The organism is Micromonospora sp. C31, from assembly GCF_018070575.1.
GTDB lineage: Bacteria > Actinomycetota > Actinomycetes > Mycobacteriales > Micromonosporaceae > Micromonospora.
Map to the genome: position 1 here is coordinate 1 of NZ_JAGPXN010000014.1, position 20975 is coordinate 20975.

General features: G+C 75.0%; 20 protein-coding genes. 8 read left to right on the forward strand and 12 right to left on the reverse strand.

Features of this window, described 5'->3' with window-relative positions; genetic code table 11:
- Window positions 1–470: 470 nt before the first annotated feature.
- From KBX06_RS18710 to rimP, 9 genes are all read right to left on the reverse strand, one after another.
- Entirely contained in the window at window positions 471–680 is a 210-nt protein-coding gene (locus tag KBX06_RS18710) for a DUF6186 family protein (RefSeq protein WP_172896697.1), read from the reverse strand.
- Window positions 680–1087, reverse strand: coding sequence for a hypothetical protein (locus KBX06_RS18715; RefSeq protein ID WP_210836678.1), 408 nt, complete (start codon window positions 1085–1087; stop codon window positions 680–682). Before KBX06_RS18715 ends, KBX06_RS18710 begins: the two co-directional genes overlap by 1 nt.
- 85 nt (window positions 1088–1172) lie before the next feature.
- A complete protein-coding gene (locus KBX06_RS18720) occupies window positions 1173–2150 on the reverse strand; it encodes a bifunctional oligoribonuclease/PAP phosphatase NrnA (protein WP_307854683.1) in 978 nt (325 codons plus the stop codon).
- 101 nt (window positions 2151–2251) lie between these two features.
- A complete protein-coding gene (gene rbfA, locus KBX06_RS18725; RefSeq protein ID WP_210836680.1) occupies window positions 2252–2740 on the reverse strand; it encodes a 30S ribosome-binding factor RbfA in 489 nt (162 codons plus the stop codon).
- A 154-nt stretch (window positions 2741–2894) separates the two neighbouring features.
- Entirely contained in the window at window positions 2895–3188 is a 294-nt protein-coding gene (locus KBX06_RS18730; protein ID WP_101414636.1) for a DUF503 domain-containing protein, read from the reverse strand.
- Window positions 3189–3275: 87 nt separating this feature from the next.
- Complete coding sequence (gene infB, locus KBX06_RS18735; protein ID WP_210836682.1) at window positions 3276–6281, reverse strand: translation initiation factor IF-2; 3006 nt, start codon at window positions 6279–6281, stop codon at window positions 3276–3278.
- A 93-nt stretch (window positions 6282–6374) separates the two neighbouring features.
- Window positions 6375–6707: a YlxR family protein gene (locus tag KBX06_RS18740; protein WP_089001491.1), complete on the reverse strand. Its 333-nt coding sequence runs from the start codon at window positions 6705–6707 to the stop codon at window positions 6375–6377.
- 16 nt (window positions 6708–6723) lie between these two features.
- Window positions 6724–7767, reverse strand: a complete 1044-nt coding sequence (nusA, locus tag KBX06_RS18745; RefSeq protein WP_210836684.1) for a transcription termination factor NusA — start codon at window positions 7765–7767, stop codon at window positions 6724–6726.
- On the reverse strand, window positions 7764–8465 hold the full coding sequence (gene rimP / locus KBX06_RS18750) for a ribosome maturation factor RimP (RefSeq protein WP_210836687.1): 702 nt from the start codon (window positions 8463–8465) through the stop codon (window positions 7764–7766). The genes nusA and rimP overlap by 4 nt, the downstream gene beginning before the upstream one ends.
- Before the next feature lie 229 nt (window positions 8466–8694).
- Here rimP and KBX06_RS18755 point away from each other — a divergent pair, with 229 nt between their 5' ends.
- The 7 genes from KBX06_RS18755 to KBX06_RS18785 all read left to right on the forward strand — a co-directional run bounded on the left by KBX06_RS18755 (window position 8695) and on the right by KBX06_RS18785 (window position 14960).
- A complete protein-coding gene (locus KBX06_RS18755) occupies window positions 8695–9144 on the forward strand; it encodes a hypothetical protein (protein ID WP_210836688.1) in 450 nt (149 codons plus the stop codon).
- On the forward strand, window positions 9141–9587 hold the full coding sequence (locus KBX06_RS18760) for a ferritin-like domain-containing protein (protein WP_210836690.1): 447 nt from the start codon (window positions 9141–9143) through the stop codon (window positions 9585–9587). Before KBX06_RS18755 ends, KBX06_RS18760 begins: the two co-directional genes overlap by 4 nt.
- Window positions 9588–9654: 67 nt before the next feature.
- A complete protein-coding gene (locus KBX06_RS18765) occupies window positions 9655–10242 on the forward strand; it encodes a PadR family transcriptional regulator (protein WP_210836692.1) in 588 nt (195 codons plus the stop codon).
- The gene (locus KBX06_RS18770) at window positions 10239–10997 is read left to right on the forward strand and encodes an ABC transporter ATP-binding protein (RefSeq protein ID WP_307854678.1); all 759 of its coding nucleotides are present in this window, start codon (window positions 10239–10241) and stop codon (window positions 10995–10997) included. The genes KBX06_RS18765 and KBX06_RS18770 overlap by 4 nt, the downstream gene beginning before the upstream one ends.
- A complete protein-coding gene (locus KBX06_RS18775; RefSeq protein ID WP_210836694.1) occupies window positions 10994–13696 on the forward strand; it encodes an FtsX-like permease family protein in 2703 nt (900 codons plus the stop codon). Before KBX06_RS18770 ends, KBX06_RS18775 begins: the two co-directional genes overlap by 4 nt.
- A gap of 28 nt (window positions 13697–13724) precedes the next feature.
- Entirely contained in the window at window positions 13725–14225 is a 501-nt protein-coding gene (locus KBX06_RS18780) for a nitroreductase/quinone reductase family protein (protein WP_210836703.1), read from the forward strand.
- A 9-nt stretch (window positions 14226–14234) separates the two neighbouring features.
- A complete protein-coding gene (locus KBX06_RS18785) occupies window positions 14235–14960 on the forward strand; it encodes a nucleotidyltransferase domain-containing protein (protein ID WP_210836705.1) in 726 nt (241 codons plus the stop codon).
- Window positions 14961–14991: 31 nt separating this feature from the next.
- Here KBX06_RS18785 and KBX06_RS18790 read toward each other — a convergent pair whose 3' ends face one another.
- Window positions 14992–15708: a VIT1/CCC1 transporter family protein gene (locus KBX06_RS18790; protein WP_210836707.1), complete on the reverse strand. Its 717-nt coding sequence runs from the start codon at window positions 15706–15708 to the stop codon at window positions 14992–14994.
- Window positions 15705–16562: a type I methionyl aminopeptidase gene (map, locus tag KBX06_RS18795; protein ID WP_210836709.1), complete on the reverse strand. Its 858-nt coding sequence runs from the start codon at window positions 16560–16562 to the stop codon at window positions 15705–15707. The genes KBX06_RS18790 and map overlap by 4 nt, the downstream gene beginning before the upstream one ends.
- A 94-nt stretch (window positions 16563–16656) precedes the next feature.
- Here map and KBX06_RS18800 point away from each other — a divergent pair, with 94 nt between their 5' ends.
- A complete protein-coding gene (locus KBX06_RS18800) occupies window positions 16657–16974 on the forward strand; it encodes an STAS domain-containing protein (protein WP_307854679.1) in 318 nt (105 codons plus the stop codon).
- A gap of 73 nt (window positions 16975–17047) precedes the next feature.
- Here the strand turns inward: KBX06_RS18800 and KBX06_RS18805 are convergent, their stop codons facing one another.
- Complete coding sequence (locus KBX06_RS18805) at window positions 17048–20716, reverse strand: SpoIIE family protein phosphatase (RefSeq protein ID WP_210836714.1); 3669 nt, start codon at window positions 20714–20716, stop codon at window positions 17048–17050.
- Window positions 20717–20975: the final 259 nt, after the last annotated feature.

The following is a 20975-nucleotide window of genomic DNA, read 5'->3' on the forward strand; positions in this document are numbered from 1 at the left end:
CAGCAGGTGCCGGGCGGGCGGTGACGCTGTGGAGGGGTGCCGTCGGCAGCGACACCGCCGGGCGACACAGGTCACTGCCGGGTGTCCATGGACGTCTGCAGCGCGCGGCGCATCTGCTCGCGGGCTTCGTCGGTGCTCTGCGGCTTGGGCTTACCGGGCATGGTGGTCCCCTTCCAGGGCGCGGGCCGCCGCCGGGCGGCAGCCCTCACGGGCGGTCCTGCTGAGCGCCCGGCAGCGGCCCGGGGTAACCGGAGCGGCTGGTGGGCAGCGTGAGCCCGGGTCGGTCGACCCTGGAGGGAGGCGCCGCCGGGTGTGGTGACACCGCCCACGGCCAGCGACGCCACACGACGCCGGCCGGTTCCCAAGCTATCGTTCAGTTCCACATACTGCCCGGTGTTCCCGCGATATGGACTCATGTTCGCGCCGCGGAACCGGCGCGCGGCACGGCTCCCGGGAAAGTGGGGCGGGATTCAGCGGGCCAGGAAGTGCCAGCCCAGCCACCACCAGAAGCCGAACAGGCCGATCCGGCCGACCGGCACCGGGCCCACCTCGTAGCGCATCACGTAGGCGCACACCTCGCCGAGGGTGGGGATGCGGGAGCCCTCCCGCCGGGCCGCCCACTCGACGGCGGCGAAGAGCACCAGGGAGACCAGGAAGCCGCCGATGGCCAAAGTCCGCATCATCGCCGCACCAGCCCCCAGAACGCCGCCAACCAGCCCAGCCAGACCGCCGAGCGGACCAGGTGGTCCTCCAGCAGCGGATCGGCCAGCCGCGAGAAGGTGGGAAAGTCGTCCCCCACCGCCAGCACGAACGTGGCCCCCTCGAAGACCCCGAAGACCACCACCGGCAGGGCCCACCAGGCCGCCGGGGCGCCCAACCGGCGCGGCGCGGGCCGCCGGGGCACCCGGTTGCTCAGGCCCAGCCAGATCAGCACCCCGCCGGTGCCGAGAGTCCAGAGGTTGGCCTCGGTGGAGAACGACGGGAACCGGCCGCCGACCAGCGAGAGGCAGACGAGCACCGGCACGGTGACGGCGGGACGGTCCCAGACGCGGGGCGCCTCGACGGTGAGGTCGTGGGGCTGTTCCATCCCGCGATTCTCCCCGTACTCGCCGCAACCGGGAAGACGGACACTCCCCGGGCTCACCCTGATCTTCCCTCGCCGGCCGGCCGGGTCAGTGCCGGGCGACGGCGGTCAGTGCCCCGTCGAGTTCCGCGCGGATCCGGTCGACGACCTCGTCGGCGGTGCCCGAACCGGTGAAGCCGGCGGCGAAGCGATGCCCGCCGCCGCCCAGCGCGACCGCCACCCGGCTGACGTCCACCGCGCCCTTGCTGCGCATCGACACCGCCCAGTCGCCGGCGGGCGTCTGCTTGACCACGCAGCTCACGTCGGCCTCGGCGGTGCACCGGACCGAGTCGATCAGCGCCTCCAGCACGTACGGGCGCTGGTCGTGCCGGGCCAGGTCGTCCTGGGTCGCGTACGTCCACACCAGACCGTGCCCGGCGGCCGCGGCGGGCTCCAGGCGGGCCCGGCCGAGCACCTCGCCGAAGAGGCGGACGGCGCCGAACGGCCGGGTGTCGAAGATCCGGCGGGAGATGTCGCCGGGCCGGATGCCGGTGGCCAGCAGGCGGGCCGCCAGCTCGTGCACCGCCGGGGTGGTCGCCTCGAACCGGAACGAACCCGTGTCGGTGCTCAGGGCGACGTAGAGGCACTCCGCGATGCCGGCGTCCAGTGCCACGCCGAGCCGGGCGAGCAACCCCTCGACGACCACCGAGGTGGCCGCCGCGTGCGGGTCCACCAGGTTGATCCGGCCGAAGCGGGTGTTCGACGCGTGGTGGTCGAGCGCCAGCGCCGCGCCGGCGGTCTCCAGCCGGTCGGCCAGCTCGCCGAGACGCGACCCGCTGGCCGCGTCGAAGCAGACGACCAGGTCCGGGTCCGGGTACGCCTCGGTCGCCGGCACCAGCAGGTCGAGCCCGGGCAGCCCCCGGAACGGCTCCGGCACCTCCGGCGGGCCGGGGAAGGTCGCCTGCAACCGCCGCACCCCGAGCCGGCGCAGCCCGAGCCCGAAGCCGAGCATGCTGCCCAGCGCGTCCCCGTCCGGGTTGACGTGGCAGATCAGCAGCACCCGCCCCTCCGGCGGCAGGTCCCGCACGGCCGCGACGGCGGCGGACCAGTCCGCCTCGGTCGGGCCGGCGTCGACCGGTGGCGCCGCCTCGGCGAGGGCACCACCGGCCGGGCCGCCGGAGGGCACGGTCACCGCGACTCCCCGCCCCGGGGCGGGGTCTCGTCGGCGTCCTCGTCACGCGCCTCGTCGGCGTCCTCGTCCTCCTCCAGCCGGTACGGCTGGGGCTCACCCGCGTACTCGGCCCGGGCGGCGAGGCGCTGCACCTCGGCGTCGGCGCTGCGGGCCTGGACGAGCAGGTCGTCGATGTGCTTGACCTGATCCTGCACGTCGTCCAGGACGAAGGTCAGCGTCGGCGAGTGCCGCAGCCCGAGCGCCTTGCCGACCGTGCTGCGCAGCATGCCCTTGGCGCTCTCCAGCGCCGCCGCCGTGCCCGCCTGGGCCGCCGCGTCGCCGAGCACCGTGTAGAAGACGGTGGCGTCGCGCAGGTCCGCGGTGATCCGGGCGTCGGTTATCGTGATCATGCCGAGCCGGGGGTCCTTGACCTGGCTGCGCACCACCGACGCGACCAGTTCACGCACCCGCTCCGCGTGCCGGCGTACCTTGGCCGGATCCGACATCTCGCCACCTCCACGGCGTCCCGCTCCCGGCCGCCGTCCGGCGACGCGGAGCGCCCCGGAGCCGACGGCCCAACAACCCGAACACTACCCGCGCGGCCACCCGCGTCGCGCGGCGCCGGGCTCCGTCCCGGCTTCCGGCGGACGGCGCCGCCGGTCAGTCCTCTTCGCCGTACAGCCGCCGGCGCACCGAGAGCAGCTCGGTCTCCGGCCGGCCGGCCACCAGGCGCTCGCAGGAGTCCAGCACCTCGCGCACGTGCGACGCCTCGGCCGCCACCACGGCCACGGCTATCTCGGCCCGACCGTGCAGGTCGAGCGCTCCCACTTCGGCGGCCGACACCTCGAAGCGGCGCAACGCCGCGACGATCGGCCGTACGTATGATCTCTTGGCCTTGAGCGACCGGGAGTCGCCCGGCAGCAGCAGGTCGAAGACCGCGGTTCCGGTGAACATCGCCCCGGACCATACCCGCACCACCCCCCACATGATCAAGGGGTTTACGCCCTTCGACGTAAACCCCCCGATCAGTGGTTCAGCGGATCAGGCGCGAACCTTCTCCCGCATCTCGAAGGTCTCGATGACGTCGCCGACCTGGACGTTGTTGTAACCACCCAGGGTCAGACCACACTCGAAGCCCTCGCGCACCTCCGTGGCGTCGTCCTTGAACCGCTTGAGCGAGCTGACGGTGAGGTTGTCCGCCACCACCGACCCGTCCCGCAGCAGGCGCGCCTTGGCGTTGCGCCGGATGATGCCCGACCGGACGATGCATCCGGAGATGTTGCCGATCTTGGACGAGCGGAAGACGTCGCGGATCTCCGCGGTGCCCAGCTCGACCTCCTCGTACTCCGGCTTGAGCAGGCCCTTGAGCGCCGCCTCGATCTCCTCGATGGCCTGGTAGATCACGGTGTAGTACCGGATCTCCACACCCTCGCGGTCGGCGATCTCGCGGACCTTGTTCGCGGCCCGCACGTTGAAGCCGATGATCGTGACCGCCTCGGACGAGGCGCTCGCGAGCATGACGTCGCTCTCGGTGATCGCACCCACGCCCCGGTGGATGATCCTGAGCTGGACCTCCTCCGGGATGTCGAGGTTGAACAGCGCGTCCTCGAGGGCCTCCACGGAACCGGAGACGTCGCCCTTGAGCACCAGGTTGAGCGAGGTCTTCTCGCCCTCCTTGAGCTGCTCCATGAGCGTCTCGAGGGTGGCCCGGCCGCGGGAGTTGGCGAAGGACGCCGCCCGCCGCCGTGCCTGCCGCTGCTCGGCGATCTGCCGCACCGTGCGGTCGTCCGCCGCGGCGAGGAACGTGTCGCCGGCACCGGGCACCGCGGTCAGACCGAGCACCAGCACCGGACGCGCCGGACCGGCCTCGGCGACCTGGTTGCCGTTCTCGTCGAGCATCGCCCGGACCCGGCCGTGCGCCCCACCGGCGACGATGGAGTCGCCCGCCCGCAGGGTGCCCTTCTGCACCAGCACCGTCGCCACCGCACCGCGACCCTTGTCCAGGTGCGCCTCGATGGCTACACCCTGAGCCGGCCCGTCGATCGGAGCGGTCAGCTCCAGCGACGCGTCGGCGGTCAGCAGGACGGCCTCGAGCAGTTCGTCGATGCCGATGCCCGGCTTGGCCGCCACGTTGACGAACATGGTGTCGCCGCCGTACTCCTCGGCGACCAGTCCGTACTCGGTCAGCTGCTGGCGGACCTTGTCCGGGTTGGCGTCCGGCTTGTCGACCTTGTTGACCGCCACCACGATCGGCACGTCGGCCGCCTTGGCGTGGTTCAACGCCTCGATCGTCTGCGGCATCACGCCGTCGTCGGCCGCGACCACCAGCACCACGATGTCGGTGACCTGGGCGCCACGGGCACGCATGGCGGTGAACGCCTCGTGACCCGGGGTGTCGATGAAGGTGACCGCCCGGTCCTCGCCCTCGTGCGGCACGTGGACCTGGTAGGCACCGATGTGCTGGGTGATGCCACCCGCCTCGCCGGCCACGACGTTCGCCTTACGGATCGCGTCGAGCAGCTTGGTCTTACCGTGGTCGACGTGACCCATGACGGTCACGACCGGCGCACGGCTGACCAGGCGGTCCTCCGCGATCTCGGCGTCGAGGTCGATGTTGAACTGCGCGAGCAGCTCGCGGTCCTCGTCCTCCGGGCTGACGATCTGCACGTCGAAGCCGAGGTGCTCACCCAGCAGCAGCAGGGTCTCGTCGGAGCAGGACTGGGTCGCCGTGACCATCTCGCCCAGGTTGAACATCTCCTGGACCAGCGAACCCGGGTTGGCGTTGATCTTGTCGGCGAAGTCCGACAGCGAGGCGCCACGGGAGAGCCGGACGACCTGACCCTGACCCCGGGGGGCACCCGAGCTCATGGTCGGGGCCGACAGGTTGTCGAACTCCTGTCTGCGCTGCTTCTTGGACTTGCGACCGCGCGTCGGCCGGCCACCCGGACGCCCGAAGGCACCCGCGGCACCGCCGCCACGACCACGACCGCCACCACCGGGGCGACCACCGCCACCGCCCGGAGCACCCGGACGGAAACCGCCGCCCGGAGCACCGCCGCCGCCACCGGGGCTGCCACGGTAGCCACCGCCACCGCCGCCGCCGGGACCGCCGCGGAAGCCACCGCCACCGCCGCCGCCACCACCGGGACCGCCACGGAAGCCACCGCCACCACCGCCGCCGGGACGACCCGCGCCGCCACCGGGGCCGCGACCGGCACCACCGGGGCCGGGGCGACCGGTGGTGGGACGCTGGCTCGGCATGGAGGCCGGGCTCGGACGGGGCGGCATGGAGGCCGGGCTCGGGCGCGGCGGCATGCCGGCCGGGCTGGGCCGGGGACCACCCGCACCGGCGGCCGGAGGCCGCTGCTGCTGCTGGCTGCCCTGGATGCCGAACGGGTTGTTACCGGCGCCGCGCGCCGGCGGACGCCCGCCCGGACGGCCACCCGGGCCCGGCGTCGGCGCGCCGGGACGACCGGCGGCCGGGGAACCCGGACGGGGCGGCATGGCACCCGGGCCCGGTCGGGGACCGGGACGGTTGCCACCGTCGGCCGGGGGCTCCCGGCGGACGTTCTCACGCTGCTGCTGCCGAGCGGCCTGGGCGGCCTTGACCGCCGCCTCCTGCTCGGCCTTCAGCGCGGCGGCACGCGCCTCGGCGGCCGCCACCTCGATGTCGTGGGCACTCGCCGGCTTGGCGACCGGGGCCGCGGGCTGCGGCGGGCCGGGCACCGGGCCCTTGGGCTTCGGACCGGGCGTCGGCGCGGCCGGCCGCCGGGGCGGCATCGGCTTGGCCGAGACCCGGGGCCCACCGGGGGCCGGGGAGGGCGTCGGGGTCGGGGTCGGCGCCGGAGCGGCCGCCGGCGGGGCGGCCGGTGCCGGAGATCCGGCGGAGGCGACGAATGCGCTGCGCAGCCGTCGGGCGACGGGCGCCTCGACGGTGCTGGACGCGGACTTCACGAACTCGCCCATCTCCTTGAGCTTGGCGAGAACGGTCTTGCTTTCGACCCCGAGCTCTTTTGCAAGCTCGTGTACGCGGGCCTTACCTGCCACTGCACTCCTCACTCCGAGGTCGTGCGGGCAGCACCCGCAGCAACCTCACTCGTGCACTTGAAGCCTGGTCATTTCAGGGACTTCATCGTGTGCTCATGTCGGTCGTCCTACCTTGCTAGCGACCCTCGTCCGGTCGGGCTGACCGGACGTAGTGGTTGGCGCATCGACGTGCTCCGCGAGCTCACCGTGGTCGGGGACCCCGGTGATGCGCAGCGCACGCCCGAAGGCGCGTCGCCGCACCGCTTGCGCGAAGCAGGCCGGATCCGGGTGCATGTTCGCTCCCCGACCCGGCAGCCTGCGGGCCGGATCGGGCCGAAGGCTGTGACCAGCCTCGTCGCCGACCGCGACGATCCGCAGCAATTCGCTGGCCGGCGCACGTCGCCGGCAACCCACACAGGTGCGCTCCGGCAGCGCGCGTCGTACCACTGGAGAAAGTCTACCCCTAGGCGCCCGGGATCGCGCCGCCCGGTTCCGGGACGTGATCAGCCCCGCCCCGGCCGGCGGCCCCAGCCTGCTCGGCGTCGGACCGGATGTCGATCCGCCAACCGGTCAACCGGGCAGCGAGTCGGGCGTTCTGCCCCTCCCGGCCGATGGCGAGGGAGAGCTGGAAGTCCGGGACGGTCACCCGGGCGGTGCGGCTGGCCAGGTCGACCACCTCGACCCGCAGGGCCTTGGCCGGCGACAGGGCGTTGCCCACGAACGTCGCCGGGTCGTCCGACCAGTCGATGATGTCGATCTTCTCGCCGTGCAGCTCGCTCATCACCGCACGGACCCGCTGCCCCATCGGCCCGATGCAGGCGCCCTTGGGGTTGACGCCCTGAGTGGTGGAGCGAACCGCGATCTTCGTACGGTGACCTGCCTCACGTGCGATCGCGCCGATCTCGACCGTGCCGTCGGCGATCTCCGGCACCTCGAGCGCGAAGAGCTTCTTGACCAGCGCCGGATGTGACCGGGAGAGGGTGATCTGCGGGCCGCGCATCCCCTTCGCCACGTGCACCACCACGCAGCGGATCCGCTCGCCGTGCGCGTAGCGCTCGCCGGGCACCTGCTCGGACTGGGGCAGCACGCCCTCCAGCTTGCCGAGGTCGACGCTGACGATGCCCTTCTCGCTGCGTGCCTCGTGCGCCTGCACCACACCGGTGACCAGGTCACCGTCGCGGCCGACGTACTCGCCGAAGTGCACCTCGTCGGTGGCCTCCCGCAGTCGCTGGAGGATCACCTGCTTGGCGGTCATGGCCGCGATCCGGCCGAAGTCGTGCGGGGTGTCGTCCCACTCCCGCACCACGGTGCCGTCGTCGTCCAGCTCCCGGGCGTAGACCAGGGCCGCGCCGGACTTGCGGTCGATCTCCACCCGGGCGTGCGATTCCGCGCCCTCGGTGTGTCGGTAGGCGGTCAGCAGCGCGGTCTCGATCGCCGCGAGGATCGTGTCGAACGGGATCTCCCGCTCGCGCTCGAGTGCGCGCAGCGCCGCGAGGTCGATGTTCACCTCTCCTCGTCCTCCACATCATCTTCGTCGTCGAAGTCGTCGGTGTCGTCCATGTCGTCGGGTCCGTCCGTCTCCTCGATGTCGTCGAGGCGGTGGAACTCGACCTGCACCCGGCCGGGGCCGAGTTCTGCGTACGTCCAGGCGGCGCGGCCGGCGTCGGTCTCCAGCACGACGCGCTCGTCGTCGGCCTCCACCACCCGGCCGGTGACCTGCCGGTCGCCGGTGGGCTGCCCGGCGGGTCGGCCGGGCGGCGCGCCCGCACCGCGGGCGGTCACCTTCACCAGCCGGCCGACGTTGCGCCGCCAGTGCCGGGGCAGGGTGAGCGGCCGGTCCACGCCGGGGGAGCTGACCTCCAGCTGGTACTCCCCGGCGACGATGTCGCCCCCGGCCTCCTCGGCCGCGTCGAGGGCCGCGGAGACGGCCCGGGAGACCTCAGCGACGGCGTCCAGCCTGATGCCGCCGTCGGCGTCCACGATCACCCGCACCACGTGCCGCCGGCCGGCCCGGGATACGGAGAGCTCCTCCAGGTCGTAACCGGCGCCGGTCACCACCGGCTCGATCACCTCACGCAGCCGGGCCCGCCGGGCGGCGAGGTCGCCGCGCGGGCCGCCGGCACGCTCCCCGCCCCGTGGGGCGTCGGCGCGTCGGGGCCTGCCCGCCGGACCCGTCGGCCTCGTGGCACGGCCACGCTGCGTCATCTCCGCACCCTCCTGCTGATCGACGGCACCCGGTCGGCCGCCATGCCGGCACGCCACCGGAGCTGACGCGCCGGCGGCTGCGCAGAGCGTAACGCGCCCACCGCCCGACGGGCCGGGCGGCGCACCGACGCCGGTGGCCCACGTACGGCCGGTGATGGTGTTGACTTGTCCGGTGGTGACGGGCGGAACGACACGACGTGGCGAAACAACCGGGCATTCCCGGCGGAAGGTGCTGCGCGCCGGGGCGCTCCTGGCGCTCGGCGGGGCGGCGGCGCCGCTGACCGGCTGCGGTCTGCTCGACCGCGACGACGACCCCAACCCCGGGCCCGACCCGCTCACGCCGCTGCTCGACGAGGCGCTCCGGCTCGCCGCCGGGCACCGGGACGCCGCCGTCGCGCACCCCGCGCTCGCCGGCCTGCTCACCCCGATCGCCGAGGCGCACCACGCGCACGCGGCCGAACTGGCCCGGCTCGTCGGCGTACCGCTGCCCTCGGGATCCGCCCCCGCCACGCCCGCCGCACCGGGCGACCCGGCGGCGGCGCGGGCCGCCCTGCGCGCGGGCGAACGCGCCGGCCGGGAGGCCGCGACCAGGGCCTGCGCGGCGGCGCCGGCGGAGCGGGCCGCGCTGCTCGCCTCGATCGTCGCCGCCCGGGCCACGCACGTGGAGGCGTTGAAGTGAGCACACCGACACCGTCCGGTCCCGCCGGGGCACTCGCCGCGGCGCTCACCGCCGAGTACGCCGCGATCTGGGCGTACGGGCCCATCGGGGTACGCCTCACCGGCGCCGCCCGGACCGCGGCGAGGGAGGCGGAGGCCGCCCACCGGCGCCGCCGCGACGACCTGGTCGTGCGGTTGAGTGCCGGCGGCGGAAGCGTCCCGCCGGACCGGGCCGGCTACACGCTGCCGTTCCCCGTCACCGACCGGGCGAGCGCCCTGCGGCTGGCCGTCGAGGTGGAGGAGCGCACGGCCGCGTTCTGGCGGGCGGCGGTGCCCGCCACCACCGGCGCCGACCGGGACCGGGCGCTGGCCGTCCTGGTCGAGTACGCCCTGCGGGCCACCCGCTGGCGGCGGACGGCCGGCATCACCCCGCTGACGGTGCCGTTCCCGGGCCGGCCCGCCTGACCGGCCGGGCCCCGTCGGCACCCGCTCCGGTTGCGGGTCGCATACCAGGTATGCATACTCCGTTGCCATGTCCATCCGTCACGGGCTGCTCGCCCTGCTCGAACGCGGCCAGATGTACGGCTACCAGCTGCGCGCCGCGTTCGAGGAGTCGACCGGCTCGACCTGGCCGTTGAACATCGGGCAGGTCTACACCACCCTGTCCCGCCTGGAGCGCGACGGGCTGGTCCGGTCGCTGCCCGAGAGCGAGGCGGGGCAGCGCCCGTACGAGATCACCGACACCGGGCGGGCCGACCTGGCCCTGTGGTTCGCCACCCCGATCAGCCGCACCGACCGCCCCCGGGACGAGCTGGCGATCAAGCTGGCCCTCGCGCTGACCACCCCCGGCGTCGACGTCCGGACGGTGGTGCAGACCCAGCGCAGCGCGACCATGCGCGCGTTGCAGGAGTTGACCCGGTTGAAGTACGCCAGCGACCGCCCCGAGGACCTGCCGTGGCGGCTCGTGCTGGACGCCATGGTGTTCCAGGCCGAGGCCGAGGTGCGCTGGCTGGACCACTGCGAGGCCAGCCTCGTGCGCTTCCGCCCGGCACGACCCGGCCGCGTTCCGACGACGCCTGCCGAGGCGGTGGACCGGACCGACGAGGAGGCGCGACGGTGACCACGGGGGACGGGGCGACGGGCGCAAGCCCGACCACGCCCGTGCTCGACGTGCGTGACGTGCACCGCACCCACGGCACCGGCGCGGCGGCCGTGCACGCGCTGCGCGGGGTGAGCCTCGCCGTGCGCGCCGGGGAACTCGTCGCCGTGATGGGCCCGTCCGGCTCGGGGAAGTCGACCCTGCTCGCCCTGGCCGGCGGGCTGGACGGCCCGACCGCGGGCGAGGTGTACGTCGAGGGCGAGCCGCTCGGCGCCCTGGACCGGCGGCGGCTGGCCCAGGTGCGGCGCCGCCGGATCGGCTACGTGTTCCAGGACCTCAACCTGCTCGGCAGCCTCAGCGCCGTGGAGAACGTCGCCCTCCCCCTCGAACTCGACGGCACGGGCGTGCGGCGGGCCCGCCGCCTGGCGCTGGACGCGCTGGCCGAGGTGGGCCTGCCCGAGCTGGGCGACCGGTTCCCCGACCAGCTCTCCGGCGGGCAGCAGCAGCGGGTGGCGATCGCCCGCGCACTCGTCGGCGAGCGGCGGCTGGTGCTCGCCGACGAACCGACCGGCGCGCTGGACTCGCAGACCGGCGAGGCGGTGCTGCACCTGCTGCGCCGGCGGGTCGACGCCGGGGCCGCCGCCGTGCTGGTCACCCACGAGGCGCGGCACGCCGCCTGGGCCGACCGGGTGGTCTTCCTCCGCGACGGGGTGCTGGTCGACACGACGGCCCCGCTGGGCAGCGTCGAGCAGCTGTTGAGCGGCAGCGGTCGGTGAGCACGGGCCGGGGCGGCCGACTCGCCGGGGCGGCCGGCTCCTGGTGGGCCGCGCTGCGGATCGCCCGGCGGGAGGCCCGACGGGCCCGGAGGCGTACGGCGCTGGTGCTGGCGATGATCACGCTTCCGGTGCTGGTGCTGACCTTCATCGCGGTGAGCTGGCGGATGTCCGAGCTGACGCCGGCCGAGCGCGCCGGACGCCAGCTCGGCGCGGCCGACGCGGAGCTGCACTGGATGGTGCGGCACCCGATCGCGCAGAGCGCGTGGGGCGACGCCTGGCAGGTCGGCCGGGAGGACCCGCCCCCGGCCGGGGCAGTCACCGCCGAGCAGGTCGCCGCCCTGCTGCCGGCCGGGAGCCGGGTGGTCCCGCTGCGCCGCTGGGTGTCGTTCGACGTCCGCCTCGGCGAGCGGATCGACGACACCCTCGCGGGACGGGCCGTGGACCTCACCGACCCGCTCGGCCGGGGACTGGTCCGGTTCCACTCGGGGCGGGCGCCGGCCGCGCCGGACGAGATCGCGGTCAGCCCGGCGGCGCTGCGCCGCCTCGACGTCCGCCCCGGCGGCACCGTCACCTCCGGCGACGGCGCCCGCTCCTGGCGGGTGGTCGGGGTCGCCGAGTACCCCGACGACCTGGGCGCGATCGTGACGCTGCACCCGAGCGCGGTGCGGACGGAGACCGAGCCGGACACGAGCTGGCTGGTCGACCTGCCCGGGACCGTCGACGAGGGACTCTTCCGCCGGCTCAACGCGCACGGCGTCCGGGTCCACGCCCGTACCCCCGCCCCGGCGTCGGAGACCGTCACGTTCCCACCGGACGGTCGCTCCAGGATGGACGCGGAGGGGATGAGCGTCTCGGTGCTCGTCGGCGGGCTGGGGCTGCTGGAGGTGGTGCTGCTCGTCGGGCCGGCCTTCGCGGTCGGCGTACGGCGACGACGCCGGGAACTCGCGCTGGTCGCCGTCGCCGGCGGGGACGACACCCATCTGCGCCGGATCGTGCTGGCCGACGGCGTGCTGCTGGGTGCCGTCGGCGCCGCCGTCGGGGTCACGCTGGGCGTCGCCACCGCGTTCGCCGGTCGCCCGCTGGTGGAGCAGCACCTCTTCGGGGCGCGCTTCGGCGCGTACCGCTGCTGGCCGGAGGCGCTCGCGGTGATCGCGGCCGTCGCGGTGCTGGCCGGGGTGCTGGCCGCGCTCGCCCCGGCCTGGACGGCCGCCCGGCAGGACGTGGTGGCGGGGCTGGCCGGCCGGCGTACCCCGCCGGCGCACCGGCGGCGCTGGCTGACCGCCGGGGTGGCCCTGACCGTCGGCGGCGCCGCGGTGGCCGCGCTCGGGGCGGCCCGGACGGCGCCGGCGGTGATCCTCGCCGGCCTCGTCCTCGGCGAACTGGGCCTGGTCTTCGCCACCCCGACGCTGGTCGGCCTGCTCGCCCGCCTCGGGCGCTCCCTGCCGCTGGCGCCCCGGATCGCGCTGCGCGACGCCAGCCGCAACCGGTCGTCGACCGCACCGGCGATCTCCGCCGTGATGGCGGCGGTCGCCGGCAGCGTCGCCGTCGGCGTCTACCTGGCCAGCGACGACGCCCGGTCGGCCACGATCTACCGGCCCGCCCTGCCGGCCGGCACCGTGCTGGTGACCAGCCCGGGCCCGGACGGTCCACCCGCCCTGTCCCGGGTCGCCGAGGCGGCCCGCGCCCACCTGGGGATCCGGGCGGTGGCGCCGCTCGCGGAGCCCCGTTGCGGCCCGGCGACCGAACTGTGCGTGGTCTCCCCGGTGCTGCCGGCCGAGCGCGCCTGCCCGTGGGCGCCGGGCGACCGGCTGAGCCCGGCGCAGCAGCGACAGGCCCGCGCGGATGCCCGCTGCGCGGGACCGGAGGACCCGTCCGGCGGGTACTTCCACGTGGTCGTGGACGACGGCACGGCCCTGCCGGTGCTCACCGACGCCGCCCCCGCCGACGTCGCCGCCGCCACCGCCGTGCTGCGGGCCGGCGGCGCGGTCGTGACCGACCCGCGCTACGTGCGGGACGGGCGGGTCGACGTCCGGGTGACCCGCCCCGGGCAGACCCGGCCCGACACCCCGGCCGGCACCGTCGTCGCCGGCTACCCGCTGCCCACCACGCTGGGCACCGACCGGCTGCTGCTCTCCCGGACCGCCGCCGAGCGGCTCGGGCTGGCCGTCCACCCGCTCGGCTGGGCGATCACCGCCGACGGCGTACCCGACGAGGACCGGCAGGACCGGTTCGTCGCCGCCGTCCGGCCGCTGGGCGCGCAGGTGGAGATCGAGCGGGGTGACCAGGGCGACGCGGGCCCGCCGCTGCTGCTCCTGCTGGCCGCCGCGGCCGGGGTCGTCACCGTGGGCGCCGCCGGCATGGCCACCGGCCTGGCCGCGGCCGAGGGACGGGCGGACCTGTCCACCCTCGCGGCGGTCGGCGCCGGCCCGGGGCTGCGCCGGCTGCTCTCGCTCTGCCGGTCCGGGGTGATCGCCGTGCTGGGCTCCGCGCTCGGCATCGTCGCCGGCCTCGGCTCCGCGTCGATCATCCTGACCGCCCTCAACCGCCGGTACGCCGGCCTGTGGCCCGTCCCGGAGCCGTACCCGGTGGTGGTCCCGTGGACCACGCTCGGCATCCTGGTGGTGGTGCCGCTGGTCGCCATGCTCGGCGCGGGGCTCTTCACCCGGTCCCGGCTGCCGGTCGAGCGACGCCTCGACTGACGGGCCGACAGCGGGCACACTGGTTGCCGTGCCCGTACTGGGAGCCCTCACCCGCCGGGTCGGCCACCACCGCTGGTTCGGAGCCGCCGTCCGCCTGCTCGTCCCCGCCGACCGGATGGTCGGGCGACTCACCCGGGGCCGGGTGGTCGCGCTCGGGCTCATCCCGTCGCTGGTCATCACGACCACCGGCCGCCGCTCCGGCAAGCCGCGCAGCAACCCGCTGCTCTACGTGCCCGACGGCGGCGCGTACGTGGTGGTCGGCTCCAACTTCGGCCAGGCCCACCAGCCCGGCTGGGCGATGAACCTGCGCGCCGATCCCGCCGCCGAGGTGGCCGTCAGGGGCCGCCGCGTCCCGGTGCGCGCGCAGGTCGCCACCGGCGCCGAACGCGACCGCCTCTGGACGCTGCTGGTCACCGAGTGGCCCGCCTACCGGGCGTACGCGCAGCGGGCCGGTGGTCGGGAGATCCTCGTCTTCCGGCTGGTGCCCACCGGGCGCGGCGTGCCCGGCGGGCCGACCGGCCGCGCATAGGCTGGTGCGGTGACCGGCCCGGACGGCGAGCCCCACCCCGACGATCCACGGTGGGCGGTGGCCGGGCGGGTCGCCGACGCCGTGCGCCGGCGGTTCCCGGCCGACGTGCTGGCGGTCGCGGTGCACGGCCCGCTGGCCCACGGCGACGACGACGGCGGCGGGAACGGCGAGGTCGGGCTGCTGGTGGTGACGTACCGGCCCGGCGGGGGCCCCTCCCCGGCGACCCGGCGGGTCGACGGCGTGCTGGTCGACCTGACCGTGGCGGGGGCCGACGACTACCTGTGCCAGGCCCGGGTGATCTCCCCGCTCTGGCCGTTGACCGCCGACCGGTACGTCAGCACCCGGGCGCTGCACGACCCGACCGGCTGGCTGCGCACGCTGCGCGACGAGCACCTGGGCCGGCTGGCCCGGGCCCGGCCGGGCGAGTTCAGCACGGCGGCCCGCCGGGCCTGGTACCGGGGCAGCGCGGCGCACGCCCGGGCCGCCCGGCTGGCCGAGTGGTACGAGACCGACCAGGCGCTGCTGATGCTCGGCGAGGCGCGGCTGGCGGCGGCCATGGTCAATGGCCTGCTCAACCGCACCTACTTCCGTGACCCGGGCGACGCCGTGCGTCGTACCGGCCTGGCGGGCGCGGACATGACCGAGGTGGGCGCCGTCCTGGCCCGCCAGGCGGGCGAGCTGGCGGCCCGGGGCCGTCCCGTCGACGGCACGGTCGACGACCTCCTCGCCGGTTGACCGGCACCGCGCTTCGGCCGGGGCGGCGCGCTCAGCCCAGGCCGCCCTGGACACCGATGAGGGTGCCGATCAGATAGGTGGCACCGGCCGCGGCCGCGCCGAGCAGGAGCTGACGCAGGCCGCCGGACCACCAGGGCCGGGCGGTGAACCGGGCGACCACCGCCCCGGCGACGAAGAGCCCGAGCCCGCCGACCGCGAGCGCCAGCCACAGGCTCGTCGCGCCGAACAGGTAGGTCAGCAGCGGCACCAGCGCCCCGACCGAGAAGAACAGGAACGACGAGATCGCCGCCGCCCACGGGCTCGGCTGCTCGTCCGGGTCGATCCCGAGCTCCTCCCGGACGTGCACCCGCAGCGCCTCCTCCGGGTTGCGCCGGACGGCCTGGGCGACCTCCATGGCGAGATCGGACGGCAGACCCCGGGCGACCCACGCCGCGGCCAGCTCGCGCGCCTCGGCCTCGGGGTGCCGCTCCAACTCGCGGCGCTCCTTGGCGACCTCGGCCGCGACCTGCTCGTTCGCGGAGCGGACGCTGGTGTATTCCCCCAGCCCCATCGAGATGGCGCCGGCCACCAGGCCGGCCACGCCGGTCAGCACGACGCTGCGGGGCGACACCCCGCCACCCGCCACCCCGGCGATCAGGGCGATGTTGGTGACCAGCCCGTCCATCGCCCCGAAGACGGCGGGACGCAGCCAGCCGCCCGAGACGTCCGCGTGGTGCGCTTCGCGCAGGGCCGCCGGAGTGTCCGTCACGGCAGGGTGAGGATCTCGTGACCGTCCTCGGTCACCACGATCGTGTGCTCGAACTGGGCCGTCCACCGGCGGTCCTTCGTCACCACGGTCCAGCCGTCGTCCCACATGTCGTACTGGTGGGTGCCGAGGGTGATCATCGGCTCGATGGTGAAGGTCATCCCCGGCTCCATGACGTCCGTGGGGCGGGGGCTGTCGTAGTGCGGCACGTAGAGCCCGCTGTGGAACGCCTCGCCGATGCCGTGGCCGGTGAAGTCGCGCACGACGCCGTAGCCGAAGCGCTTCGCGTACGACTCGATGACCCGGCCGATCACGTTGATCTGGCGGCCCGGGGCGACCGCGCGGATGCCGCGCATCATCGCCTCGTGGGTCCGCTCGACCAGCAGCCGGGCCTCCTCGCTGACCTCGCCCACGCAGAAGGTGGCGTCCGTGTCGCCGTGCACGCCGTCGAGGTACGCGGTGACGTCCACGTTGATGATGTCGCCGTCGACGAGCACGGTGGAGTCGGGGATGCCGTGGCAGATCACCTCGTTGAGGCTGGTGCAGCAGGACTTGGGGAAGCCCTTGTAGCCCAGCGTCGACGGGTAGGCGCCGTGGTCGCAGAGGAACTCGTGCACGACCCGGTCGATCTCGTCGGTGGTCACGCCGGGCTTGCAGTGCTCACCGGCGAGCCGGGTGGCCTGCGCGGCGAGCCGGCCGGCGACCCGCATCTTCTCGATCGTCTCCGGTGTCTGCACGTGCGAGCCGCGCCATTCCCGGGGACGCTTCTTGCCCACGTACTCCGGGCGGACGATGTGGGCGGGCACGGGCCGCAGCGGGGAGGGCGTGCCTGGGGTCAGCGGCGCACGGACGGTCATGACCCGAGTTTATCGCCGCGGCCATGGTGACCCCCGCCACCGCCCGCCCGCAGGGGTTGTTGCCGTGCCTGGCCCGCTGTGCCATTGTGGCTCCGTGGATCAAGGGGGTGACACGTCTCCCGTCTTCTCCGCCAGTGCGGAGGTCGACGGCGCCCACCTTCGCGTCCTGGTCACCGGCGAGGTCGACATGGCCACCGCCGACGTCATGTTCCAGACCGCGCTGCGGGAGCCGGCCGAGCACGTGACGCTCGACCTGCGGGAGGTCACCTTCTTCGACTCGGCGGCGATCCACGCGGTGGTCCGGCTGGCCCAGCACCTCCCCGGCACGCTCACCGTGCTGCCGTCGCGGCAGGTCCACCGGGTGCTCGACATCTCCGGCCTGGGCGACCAGGCCTGGCTGCGACCGGCCTGAGTCCCGCGCCACCTGCTCCGCCCCGCGCCACACGACCCGTCGCGCCCCGGCAGCGGCGCCGCCGACCGGCCGCTCAGTCCGCCAGCCGCCGGCGCACCGTCACCGCGGTCCCCTCGGCGGTACGGGTCACCGACAGCTCTCCCAGCGCCTCGATCAGGGACAGTCCCCGCCCCCGGAAGCCGGAGCCGGTCGATTCCCGCCACCGGCCGCTGTCGCGCACCGTCGCCACCACCGTACGGTCGCAGATGGTCACTTCGACGCCGATCGTCGGCTCGGCGGGCTCGACCGGGTGCTCGATGGCGTTGGCAGCCGCCTCGGAGACGGCGACGGTGAGGTCGAACAGGTCCGTCTCGGTGACCCGGTGCGCGGCGAGGAAGTCCTCCAGCCGCTTGCGCAGCACGCTGAGGCGGGTGGGATCGGCGGGCAGCCGCAACGCGAACCGGTTGAGTTCCGCCGCCTCCAGGGCGAGCACCGCGACGTCGTCGCGAAGGGGCCGACCGGCGACCCGCTCCACCACGGCGTCGATCAGGTCGGTCACGTGCTCGCCGGGGGTGGCCGCGTCCTGCCGCAGCAGGTCCAGCGAGGCGTCGATGCCGACCTGCCGGTCCTCGATCAGCCCGTCGGTGTAGAGCAGCAGCCGGCTCCCGGCGGCCAACTCCCCCTCGACCGTCCGGTAGGTCGTGTCGGGCATCGCGCCGACCGGCGGCCCGAGCGCCCGCCCGTGCAGGAACGCCACGTCGTCTCCTCGGATCAGCAGGGGGGACGGGTGACCGGCGCTGGCGTACCGCATCCGGCCGGTGCGGGGACTGAACCACAGGCAGAAGACGGTCGCGAAGGAACGACCCTCGGTCGTGCCGACGAGCCGGTTGAGCCGGGTCAGCGACTCACCGGGGCCGAAGCCCTCCAGCACGTACGCCCGCAGTCCGTTGCGGAGCTGGCCCATCGCCGCGGCGGCCGGGACGCCCTTGCCCACCACGTCGCCGATCGCCAGCACGAGCTCGTCGTCGCCGAGCGCGATGACGTCGTACCAGTCCCCGCCCACCTCCACGTCGGCGCTGCCCGGCAGGTAGCGGCTGGCCACCAGGGCGCCCGGCAGCTGCGGCAGCGACCGGGGCAGCAGGCTGTGCTGCAGCGTGGTGGCGATGCGGTGTTCGGCCTCGTAGAGCTGGGCGTTCTCCAGCCGCACCCCGACCAGCCGGGCGAGCTGGGTGAGCGCGGCCTCGTCGGTGTGGGTCCCGTCGCCGTCCGGACGCCAGACCCGCAGCTCGCCGAGCTGTTCGCCGGCCGTGCCGGTCAGCGGCAGCACGAAGGACGGCTCGATCGAGGCGAGCCCGCCGCCGTCGGCCTCGAAGCGCAGCCCGGTCGCCGAGACCACCACCCGGACGGCCTCGGCGAGACTCAGGGCGTGCCGCGCGGCGACCTGGAGCACGTCGGCCGTGGAGCGGGCGGTGTTCACCGCGACCGCCGCGTCGGCCAGGGCCCGCAGCCCTCGGATGATCTGGCCACGGAGCTGGCCCAGCTCGACGTTGGCCCGCACCCGGGCGGTCAGCTCCTGGCCGGAGAAGGGCTTGGTGAGGTAGTCGTCGGCGCCCACCGCGAGCCCGGCGACCTCCTCGGCGGAGCCGGCCCGGGCGGAGAGCAGCACGATCGGCACGTGGCGGGTACGCGGATCCGCGCGCAACGCGGCGACCAGCCCGAACCCGTCCAGCCGGGGCATCATCACGTCGGTCAGCACCAGGTCGAACGAGCCGTCGACGGCGTGCCGCAGCGCCTCCACGCCGTCGGTGACCGCGACCACCTCCCAGGACGAGGAGAGCAGCCGGGTGACGTGCTCGCGCAGGTCGGCGTTGTCGTCGGCGACCAGGATCCGCCCGGCGACGCCGCTTCCCCGGGGCGACCCGCCGCCGTCGCCGGGCCCGGTGGCACCCGTCCAGAGCGCCGTCTCCGCGACGTAGAGGTCGGCGTGCACCAGCTCGACCTGCGCCGCGAGGTCGGCGTTGACCACCCGTTCCGCCGGCAGGTGCCCGGCGCCGAACGGAACGGTCACCGTGAACGTGCTGCCCTCGTCGACGCGACTGCGTACGGCCACCTCGCCGCCGTGCATGTCGACCAGCTCGCGGACCAGCGCCAGGCCGATGCCGGTGCCCTCGTGGCTGCGCGAACGCACCCCGGGCACCCGGTGGAAGCGCTCGAAGACGTGCGGCAGTTCCTCCGGCACGATGCCGACGCCGGTGTCGGTGACCTCCAGCCGGGCGGCCCCGTCGACCGCGCGGATCCGCACCCGGATCTCGCCGTCGAAGGTGAACTTCACCGCGTTCGAGACGAGGTTGAGCACGACCTTCTCCCACATGTCCCGGTCCACGAAGACCGGCGCCGGCAGCGGCGGGCAGTCCACGACCAGTCGCAGCCCCGTCCGCTGGGTCGCCGACCGGAACGTGCTGGCCAGGCGGGCGGTGTAGTCGGCGAGGTCGGTGGGCTGGTAGCGGGCGCTCAGCCGCCCGGACTCCAGCCGGGAGAAGTCGAGCACCGTGTTGACCAGCTTGAGCAGCCGCAGCGCGTTGCGGTGCATGGTGGTGAGCCGGTCGGTGTACGCCTCGGGCAGCGCCGGGTCGGCCAGCAGGTCCTCCAGCGGGCCGAGCACCAGGGTCAGCGGGGTGCGGAACTCGTGGCTGACGTTGGCGAAGAAGTTCGTCTTGGCCCGGTCGAGGGCGGCCAGCTCGGCGGCGCGGGCGCGTTCCTGCTCGTACGCCCGCTGCCGCCCGACGGCCCGGGAGATCTGCGCGGCGACCAGGTCGAAGAAGTCCCGGTACTCGTCGGTGAGCGGCTGCCGGCGCGCGACGCCGACCGTCAGCGTGCCGACCGTCTCGTTCCCGGCGGTGACCGGCAGCACCAGCGCCTCGCCGGTCGCGTCGGCCGGGGCCTCGGCGAGCAGGTCCGTCACCGCGACCGTGGCGGCGGTCCCGGCGGCGACGACCTCGGCGAGCCGGGCCGGCGCGGGCGTGGTGACAGTGCGGGGGTCGACGCCGCCGCACCCGGCCAGCACCATGTCGCCGGCCTCGTCGGGCAGGTGCACCAGCGCGAACGGCAGGTCCGCTCGGTGCCGGTCGAGCACCGTCGTGGCCGCCCGGCCCAGCCCGGACCTGCTGTCGACGTCGGTCAGCTCGGTGCCCAGCTCGGCGAGCAGCCGCAGCCGGCGCTCCCCGACCACCCGGCCGGTGGTCTCGTTGACGATGCAGAAGATGCCGTCGACCGTGCCGTCGGTGCCCAGGATCGGATCGTAGGAGACGTCGAAGTACGTCTCCTCCAGGAAGCCGCGGCGGGCGAGCGGGAAGGGGTGGTCCTGCGCGCGGTACGACCGGCTGTCGCGTCGGACGCCCTCCAGCAGCGGCCCGAGCACGCTCCAGGTCTCCGCCCAGTGCTCACGGGCCGGCCGGCCCAGGACGTCCGGGTGCTTGTCGCCGATGGTGGGGCGGTAGGCGTCGTTGTAGAAGGCGAGTTCGTCCTCCCCCCAGAACACGACGATCTGCGCGCTGGAGGCGAGCATCAGGCCGATCGCCGAGCAGAGCGCCGGCGGCCAGCGGTCGGGAGCGCCGAGCGGGTGGCCCGACCAGTCGAGGCGGCGCATCCGCTCGCCCATCTCGCCGCCGCCGGCGAGGGCAGCGGCCAGCATCGGGGGGAACTCGGCGGCCTGCCCTGCCTCGGCCGGGCAACCCTCGTCCACGCCCCCTTGGGCCGAGCTCATAGTTCCTCCCGCTCCGGCCAGTCACCGCCTCGGCCCGGTGATCCGACCGGCCGTGCCCCGCTTGGTACCCCGACGGACGAGCAACGTAACGCATACCGCCCCTCGTGCGCTGGTTACGTCCACCCCGCCCGGCCGCCGGCTCCCGGTGGCGGCCTCGCGCGGCTCGGGCCATCCGGGATCACGCTGCGCGGATACCGGACCAGCTCGGCATTTCAGTCCCGCCGACGGGACCATCCCGAACAGCCGAGGCGCCCGCCCG

Bases quoted from the DNA above. Each gene is read 5' to 3' on its own strand.
- KBX06_RS18710 (WP_172896697.1), bottom strand. From the start codon at position 680: ATGCGGACTTTGGCCATCGGCGGCTTCCTGGTCTCCCTGGTGCTCTTC.
- rbfA (WP_210836680.1), bottom strand. From the start codon at position 2,740: ATGTCGGATCCGGCCAAGGTACGCCGGCACGCGGAGCGGGTGCGTGAA.
- rimP (WP_210836687.1), bottom strand. From the start codon at position 8,465: ATGACGCAGCGTGGCCGTGCCACGAGGCCGACGGGTCCGGCGGGCAGG.
- KBX06_RS18805 (WP_210836714.1), bottom strand. From the start codon at position 20,716: ATGAGCTCGGCCCAAGGGGGCGTGGACGAGGGTTGCCCGGCCGAGGCA.
- map (WP_210836709.1), bottom strand. From the start codon at position 16,562: ATGACCGTCCGTGCGCCGCTGACCCCAGGCACGCCCTCCCCGCTGCGG.
- KBX06_RS18730 (WP_101414636.1), bottom strand. From the start codon at position 3,188: ATGTTCACCGGAACCGCGGTCTTCGACCTGCTGCTGCCGGGCGACTCC.
- KBX06_RS18715 (WP_210836678.1), bottom strand. From the start codon at position 1,087: ATGGAACAGCCCCACGACCTCACCGTCGAGGCGCCCCGCGTCTGGGAC.
- KBX06_RS18765 (WP_210836692.1), top strand. From the start codon at position 9,655: ATGTCCATCCGTCACGGGCTGCTCGCCCTGCTCGAACGCGGCCAGATG.